The 6,885-nt window shown below is 50.5% G+C and carries 7 protein-coding genes; 3 read left to right on the top strand and 4 right to left on the bottom strand.

Annotation, left to right across the window (positions count from 1 at the left end):
• Positions 1-213: 213 nt before the first annotated feature.
• On the top strand, positions 214-1,935 hold the full coding sequence (gene cydC, locus DCCM_RS14080; protein WP_104373026.1) for a thiol reductant ABC exporter subunit CydC: 1,722 nt from the start codon (positions 214-216) through the stop codon (positions 1,933-1,935).
• A gap of 182 nt (positions 1,936-2,117) precedes the next feature.
• On the opposite strand, the gene DCCM_RS14075 is transcribed toward cydC, so the two are convergent.
• Positions 2,118-2,528, bottom strand: a complete 411-nt coding sequence (locus DCCM_RS14075) for an Lrp/AsnC family transcriptional regulator (RefSeq protein WP_269433756.1) — start codon at positions 2,526-2,528, stop codon at positions 2,118-2,120.
• A gap of 121 nt (positions 2,529-2,649) precedes the next feature.
• Here DCCM_RS14075 and DCCM_RS14070 point away from each other — a divergent pair, with 121 nt between their 5' ends.
• Positions 2,650-3,411: an MBL fold metallo-hydrolase gene (locus DCCM_RS14070; protein WP_104373027.1), complete on the top strand. Its 762-nt coding sequence runs from the start codon at positions 2,650-2,652 to the stop codon at positions 3,409-3,411.
• 181 nt (positions 3,412-3,592) lie between these two features.
• Here DCCM_RS14070 and DCCM_RS14065 read toward each other — a convergent pair whose 3' ends face one another.
• Together DCCM_RS14065 and DCCM_RS14060 are read right to left on the bottom strand one after the other, a co-directional pair.
• Positions 3,593-4,549, bottom strand: coding sequence for a hypothetical protein (locus tag DCCM_RS14065; RefSeq protein ID WP_104373024.1), 957 nt, complete (start codon positions 4,547-4,549; stop codon positions 3,593-3,595).
• A 140-nt stretch (positions 4,550-4,689) separates the two neighbouring features.
• Positions 4,690-4,887 carry a cold shock domain-containing protein gene (locus DCCM_RS14060; protein ID WP_104373023.1) on the bottom strand — a complete coding sequence of 66 codons (198 nt, stop codon included), beginning with the start codon at positions 4,885-4,887 and terminating at the stop codon, positions 4,690-4,692.
• 360 nt (positions 4,888-5,247) lie between these two features.
• On the opposite strand from DCCM_RS14060, the gene DCCM_RS14050 reads away from it, so the two are divergent.
• Complete coding sequence (locus tag DCCM_RS14050; protein ID WP_165792172.1) at positions 5,248-5,688, top strand: hemerythrin domain-containing protein; 441 nt, start codon at positions 5,248-5,250, stop codon at positions 5,686-5,688.
• Between the two features lie 169 nt (positions 5,689-5,857).
• Here DCCM_RS14050 and DCCM_RS14045 read toward each other — a convergent pair whose 3' ends face one another.
• Positions 5,858-6,265, bottom strand: coding sequence for a hypothetical protein (locus tag DCCM_RS14045; RefSeq protein WP_104373020.1), 408 nt, complete (start codon positions 6,263-6,265; stop codon positions 5,858-5,860).
• Between the last annotated feature and the right edge of the window lie 620 nt (positions 6,266-6,885).

Genomic DNA, 6,885 nt, shown 5'->3' with positions numbered 1-6,885 from the left:
CCTCTATCTAAGGTTAGGGGACACACCTCTATCTAAGGTTAGGGGACACACCTCTCTTTGGAGCATGGCTTTCGGGTCAGAGGAATGTCCCCAATGTATATGCCTTTCGGGTCAGAGGAATGCCCCCAATGTATATGCCTTTGGGGTGAGGAATGCCCCCAACGCATGTTCGGCAGGGGATAACCCCTGGACTTACTTATATGGAGGTGCGGGTTGAAGGATTTTGCGCGTCTGGTGAAACTCATGGCCCCCCATTGGAAATCCATGCTTCTGGCAACTCTATTGGGTTTTTTCACCGTGGGCAGCGGCGCGGGACTGCTGGGCGCCTCGGCCTTTCTCATCTCCGGAGCGGCCTTGCACCCGCCGGTTCTGGAATTAATGCAGGCCATTGTGGGAGTGCGTTTTTTCGGTATTTCCCGGGCGGTTTTCCGGTACCTGGAGCGATATTTCTCCCATGACGCCACTTTCCGGTTATTGAGCCATATAAGGGTCTGGTTTTACCAGGCCCTGGAACCTCTGGCGCCGGCCCGGCTGATGGAATACCGCAGCGGCGAGCTGGTCAGCCGCATGGCGGCGGACGTGGAAACACTGGAGCAATTTTACCTGCGGGTGCTGGCGCCGCCGCTGGTGGCCCTGCTGACGCTGTTTGGGGTTTTCGCCTTTCTGGCCCGGTTCGGACTTGGCCCGGCTTTTGTCTTTCTATTCTTTTTCCTGGCCGCAGCCGCGGCGGCGCCCCTGGCGGTCAGGGCCCTCGGCCGGGGCGGGGGCGGGCTCCTGGGGGAAACCAGGGCGGCGCTGAATACCCAAATGGTGGATACCATTCAGGGCATGACCGAAATCGCGGCATTCAACCTGTCTGCCCGGCAACAGCGGCAGGTGGGGGAGCTAAGCGAAAAATTTCTGGGTTTACAGGAGCGGGCAGCCGGTATAAGGAGTTTATCCTCGGCCCTGGCAGGCCTGCTGATGAACCTTGCCATGTGGTCTATTCTATTGCTGGCCATACCCCTGGTGACCCGGGGGGACCTGGACGGGATTTATCTGGCCGTGCTGGCCCTGGTGACTTTGGGCGGCTTTGAGGCGGTGCTGCCCCTGCCCATGGTATTTCAACATATAGAGGAGAGCCTGGCGGCGGCCCGCAGGCTATTCGCCGTTATTGACGCCAAACCGGCGGTGCCGGAGCCCCCGGCGCCTTCACCAAAGCTCCGGGGCTATGATCTGCGGGTGAGGGGCCTGAGCTTTAGCTATGCCCCGGGGGAGCCCCGGGCACTGGACGGGCTGGATTTTGCGCTGCCCCGGGGAGGCAGGCTGGCCGTGGTTGGGCCCAGCGGCGCCGGGAAAAGCACCCTGGTGAACCTTTTACTGCGCTTCTGGGATTACCGGGAAGGGTCAATTTCCCTGGGCGGACAGGAGCTAAAGGCTTTTCCCCCGGAGGAGCTGCGGCGTCATATCAGCGTGGTTACCCAGAATACATATCTTTTTAATGCCTCTGTCCGGGAGAATTTATTGCTGGCAAAGCCCGGGGCGGGAGAAAAAGAATTGCTGCGGGCCGCCCGGGAGGCCCAAATCCACGACTTTATCCAGGGTCTTCCCCGGGGCTACGACACCCCTGTGGGGGAAAGGGGCTTTAAACTATCCGGAGGCCAGCGCCAGCGCCTGGCCATTGCCCGGGCGCTGCTGAAAAACTCTCCTGTGCTGCTGCTGGACGAAGCCACCGCGGGGCTTGACCCGGTGACCGGGCGGAAGGTGATGGAATCCGTCAGCCGCCTGATGGAAGGACGGACCACCGTGGCCATCACCCATGACCTCACCGGTCTTGAGGGCATGGATGAAATACTGGTAATGGATAGGGGCCGGGTGGCGGAGCGGGGCCGGCACAGCGAGCTGCTGGAGAAGGGCGGGCTTTACCGCAAAATGTGGGAACTGCAAAACATCTAATTAACAAATACTGTCCCATCTTTTTTCGCAATCCGAATTAAAATATTATTGCCGACAAAAACAGGGGATACATTATTATGGGCAACGTCAGGGAAACTACCATGGAATTATATTCCCAATTGTCTTTGGAACCGGCGGTTCCAAAGACAAGCATATATTTCTGGAACAGCCACATGATGATATCATTTAATGGTGTCAATGGATAAACTGATCCGGTAATTCCCGTAATTTAGCAGCCGGTCAAGAAACCGGCTTAATTGTTCGTTGGTCTGGAATACGGCTTTCAGCCAGTAGCAGCCATCCCCGCTTATCCTGTGCGCTTCCCTTATTTCAGGCCTGTCCCGGATAAAATTGTGCAGAACGTGGTGCTCGGCAGTTTTCATGCACACCGTGATCAGGGCGGTTATCTGCAGTCCCAAGCTGCCCTCGTCAACATCCACCGTAAAACCTTTAATAATTCCCAGATCCTCCATCCGGTGGACCCTGTCGGCCACAGCCTGCCCGGTCAGATGAACGGCGGCGCCTATCTCTTTCCACTGGGCCCGGCCATCCTTTTTTAAATAGCGCAGTATGTTTAAATCCGTTGAATCAATAATAACGGCTCATCTCCTTTCACCGGCCAATTATGTCCTGCTGTTTATTTACCCGGCAACTGGCAATAAGAATCTGTTTTTGTTATGCTTACATCTAAAATATACGACAGGGCTGGTGAAAATGAAAATAAAATTAATTCGTCACGCCACCATGCGGGTCACAGTGGGAGGCGCAAACATTCTTGTGGACCCCATGCTGTCCCCCGCCGGCGCAATGGGGCCGGTTGCCGATTCTCCCCGGCAGCGCCCCAATCCCCTGGTGCCTCTTCCGGTACCGGCGGAAAGCTTGCTGAACGTCGACGCCGTACTGTTAACCCACACCCACCGGGACCATTTTGACGACGCCGCGGCCAAAATGCTGCCCAAGTCCATTCCGGTCCTTTGCCAGCCGGCGGATGGTGAAAAAATAGCCTCCCTGGGCTTTACCCGGGTGCTGCCCGTAGACAGCGCCCTCACCTGGAGAGAGCTGACCGTCATCCGCACCGGGGGGCAGCACGGCAGCGGGGAAATCGGCCGGAAAATGGGCGCGGTATCAGGCTACGTGCTGCAGCACCGGGGCGAATCCCTACTCTACATCGCGGGGGATACCATCTGGTGCCGGGAAGTGTCGGAAGCCCTGGACAGGTACTCGCCCAAAGTTGCCGTGTTATATGCCGGCGCAGCCCGGTTTCTCACCGGGGGCCCCATTATCATGGATGCCGGGGATGTTGTAAAAGTCTGCCGGCAGGCGGCCGGCACAAAGGTTGTGGCCGTGCACCTGGAGGCGTTCAATCACTGCCTGCTGACGCGTAATGATTTGCGGCGGCGTCTGGAAACCGAAAACCTCGGGGAAAGGGTATTAATCCCCGGGGACGGGGAGGAGCTGATTTTCCAGCCGGAATAATAAGCAGGGCGGGGTCTTACAGGCTGCTGACGGGATAATTCCAACCGGCCTTGAGGGGTTTTAAAATGCTCATAAAATAATGCCCCGCAAGGCTTTATTAAAGCTTTGCGGGGCATTTTCCCCGGGGTGCCGGAGCCGGCCTTTTGTATCAAAAGAGCCCAAACCAAATTTTATAGCGGAACTATATCACTCCCGCCAGGTCTTGCCGGGCATTCTTCCTGAATTCATCTACATCCTTAGTTAATTTGTAGTTATTCTTTTCCAGCACACTTAAAAAGTCCCGTATGGTCTTTCTGAATTCGCTGCCGTCATTAACAGCCGCAATCTTAATATAGGCCTCCCTGGCTTCGGGGTCTAACACATTTTGCTCGTAACTGAACGCCGGGGTATTATTAGCCCCGTACAGGGCGAAGGAAACATATCTTTCAAATTGCTCCCGGACATCATCAATTTTTGCGGAATCGCCGTGAGCAGCGATAAATTTCTCCCGGCTCAGCGCCCTTTTCATAATTTCGTCCCAGCCCACAACAAAAGCGGCGTCTTTAACGGAAACCTGATCGGAGTCCACGGCCATTAAATCAATGTAATCCTTTATGTCGGGGGTTACCCGGGAGCTGTACTTTTTGTAAAATCCGTAATCAATAACCGGAAAATAAGTGCCCTCCGCCGTTTCCACCTTAAAGCCCGCGTTCCTTGTTTCCATTAAAAGTGCGCTTAATTCCTGGTCTTTTATGTGATCAATTTTATAAATATCGAAGCCGGGTTTATACACCTGTCTCATTTTACTCTGTATAGTTTCACTATTGTTATACTTCAGCTCCAAATCGGGCAAATATTCTTTTTGCAGTTCTTCAAGCCTAATAATCATTTTTGACGCATTTTCCCCGGTGGCCAGGGATATGTTCTTGTCAATAAAACTGATGGCGCCGGTAACACCGGCATCTTTTACGGCAACTGAATTAAACCGGTCCATTAAGTCCTTTTGCTTGTCTTCACCGCCGCCATCCCCGCCGGCCGCGGTCTCCTGCCCGGGCGTCCCGTTTTTAGCGTCCCCGTTCCGGTCCCCGGCTGAGCAGCCGACCAGAAACACACCCAGCAAAAAGACAAAAAAAATCCCCATTGACAATTTTCTTTTCATTACCCAAACTTCCTCCTGTTTTTAATAAAATCAGGTTCCATATATATAGACTGTAAGGCTGCGAAAAGGTTCCCTCCGGAATAAACCAAAAAAGGGCATTTCAGTTTTGAAATGCCCTTTCCCCGGTTCTTTGTTTTGGCTTAGAGACGAACTACGTTGGCTGCCTGAGGGCCGCGCTGGCCTTCAACAACATCAAATTCAACAGCCTGTCCTTCATCTAAGGTTTTAAATCCCTGGGTCTGGATGGCTGAGAAATGAACAAAAACATCCGTTCCCTCATTGGTTTCAATGAAACCAAAACCTTTTTCCGCGTTGAACCATTTTACCTTGCCTTGCATACTATCGGCCTCCTTTTTATTTAAGTGAATCAAAAAGCTGAATAACGTTAAATATCTTCATCCGTACCTGTAACCAGAGGCCTAAAGATGTTTTTTGTTTTTCCAACTTTTTAACACCGGGCAAAATTTTATCATATTCAGAAGATAAATTCAAATGACAGATTATAAATGGTATTTTTGGAAAGTACCAATCTTTATTATAATTTTGCCCCAAAATAATCAAAAATATTACTGTAATGGATTACCAATTTTTTCCTATTAATGTTTTCCCCCGCCACAGCCCGGCCGGAATTTTTGAAATGACTTTATGTTGTGCTATAATACATTAAAAAATACATAATGAGCGGGCGGGGTGAAAATATGTTTGTTGACAAGATCGATGAACATCACCAGGAAATAAAAAAACTTCTGAGAGAGTTAAGTGAGGATGTTTATTGCGAAGACGATATTCCCCCAAATACCCTGTGGATAGCGTTAAAACTCGGGCACCTGAGCGCCTATTTGCAAATGCATTTAAAATTTGAGGATGACTACCTTTATCCATGTCTTCTTAACAGCAGCCAGGACAACGCCAGGGCCACCGCGGACAAACTCGTTAAAAAAATGGGTGAGCTGGCTGCCAAATTTGATCTTTATATACATAAATATATTGGCAATCCCAATGCTATTAAGGAAAAAGCAGTGGATTTCGCAACGGAATCCAAACAAATTATTGCCCAAATTTTTGAACGGATTGAAGCCGAGGAAAAGGAGCTTTATTTATTATTGAGTGAAAACCCGTCCTGCAATACCAAACTGTAATTTATTTTGAACAAAATACAGGTTCAAGCTTTGGGGCCTGTTTTCCCCGGTCTTCAGGAACCGGGCTTACAGACCGTTTAAAGAGTAAAGGGCTGTCCCTGGCGGACAGCCCTTTACAGCTCGGTTAAATATTTTTCTATAGCCGGCCGGCCTTAGGCCATGCTACAGACTATTTCCAGCCTATATCCCTGACATAGTACTGGGTTACACCGTTTTGGTCCTTGTAGCTTTGCCATTCGTAGTCACGGTCCGGGTCCAGGTAAATATAGTGCAGAACTCCCCTGGCATCTTTATAAAAATGCCACTGGCCATCCCGGTCGTAATCCCCGTGGTAGCGGACATCAGCTACGTTGTTGTAGTAACCGTACCTGTCACCATATTTCAGCCGGTTATAGATTTTCAGATCCGCCGGCAACGCCCGGCTGTCAATATCTCCGGACCAGATATGGCCGTGGGTGCCGTAGCTGACACTCTTCAGGTTATCAAAATAAATAGTTTGTCCCTCACCGGCAAACGCCGCGGAACCGATTACCATGGAAAACAGCAACGCCATAATGATAATGATTGTTTTTTTCATTATATCCGCACTCCTAACTACTGTTATTTTTCCATACTACCTTGCTGGTTTTATTAATATAAATTCACCTGTTTTTTTTAGACTCAGGTGAATTGCCGGCATAGGTTATTATAGTAAAAGGCCTGGTACTGAGCAATATTAAAAACATGGAACAAATATATAACAGCAGCAATCAGAGCGAAAATTAACCACAATTATAATAAACATTAAAAAGCGCCAGGAATAACCATTCCCCGGCGCTATCAATATAAGTGAACCTTGGGCTCGGAAGGGGTTATTTCCCTTCCGAACCCTTAGAGCGAACTTAGTTCGAATAAGTTGGGGACATTCCTCACCCCAAAGTCATATACATTGGGGACATTCCTCTGACCCGAAAGCCATATACATTGGGGACATTCCTCTGACCCGAAAGCCATGCTCCAAAGAGAGGTGTGTCCCCTAACCTTAGCTAGAGGTGTGTCCCCTAACCTTAGCTAGAGGTGTGTCCCCTAACCTTAGCTAGGAGAGTGTTGAAAAACACATTAAAAAAACAATAAACATGTTTCTAAACTACCGCCCGAGGCCGTTCAAAAAGCTCCAGATGCAAGGCGTGGCAAGGCCTCAAGCGGAGGCGTACTCAT

The sequence above is a fragment of the Desulfocucumis palustris genome (assembly GCF_002933875.1).
Classification (GTDB): Bacteria; Bacillota; Desulfotomaculia; order Desulfotomaculales; family Desulfocucumaceae; genus Desulfocucumis; species Desulfocucumis palustris.
The sequence above is the reverse complement of the archived record's forward strand: the minus strand, read 5'-3'. Positions and strand labels throughout refer to the sequence as shown.

Excerpts from the sequence above, each read along its gene's own strand:
- DCCM_RS14070 (WP_104373027.1), top strand. The coding sequence starts at position 2,650 with ATGAAAATAAAATTAATTCGTCACGCCACCATGCGGGTCACAGTGGGA.
- DCCM_RS14065 (WP_104373024.1), bottom strand. The coding sequence starts at position 4,549 with ATGAAAAGAAAATTGTCAATGGGGATTTTTTTTGTCTTTTTGCTGGGT.
- DCCM_RS14060 (WP_104373023.1), bottom strand. The coding sequence starts at position 4,887 with ATGCAAGGCAAGGTAAAATGGTTCAACGCGGAAAAAGGTTTTGGTTTC.
- DCCM_RS14050 (WP_165792172.1), top strand. The coding sequence starts at position 5,248 with ATGTTTGTTGACAAGATCGATGAACATCACCAGGAAATAAAAAAACTT.
- DCCM_RS14045 (WP_104373020.1), bottom strand. The coding sequence starts at position 6,265 with ATGAAAAAAACAATCATTATCATTATGGCGTTGCTGTTTTCCATGGTA.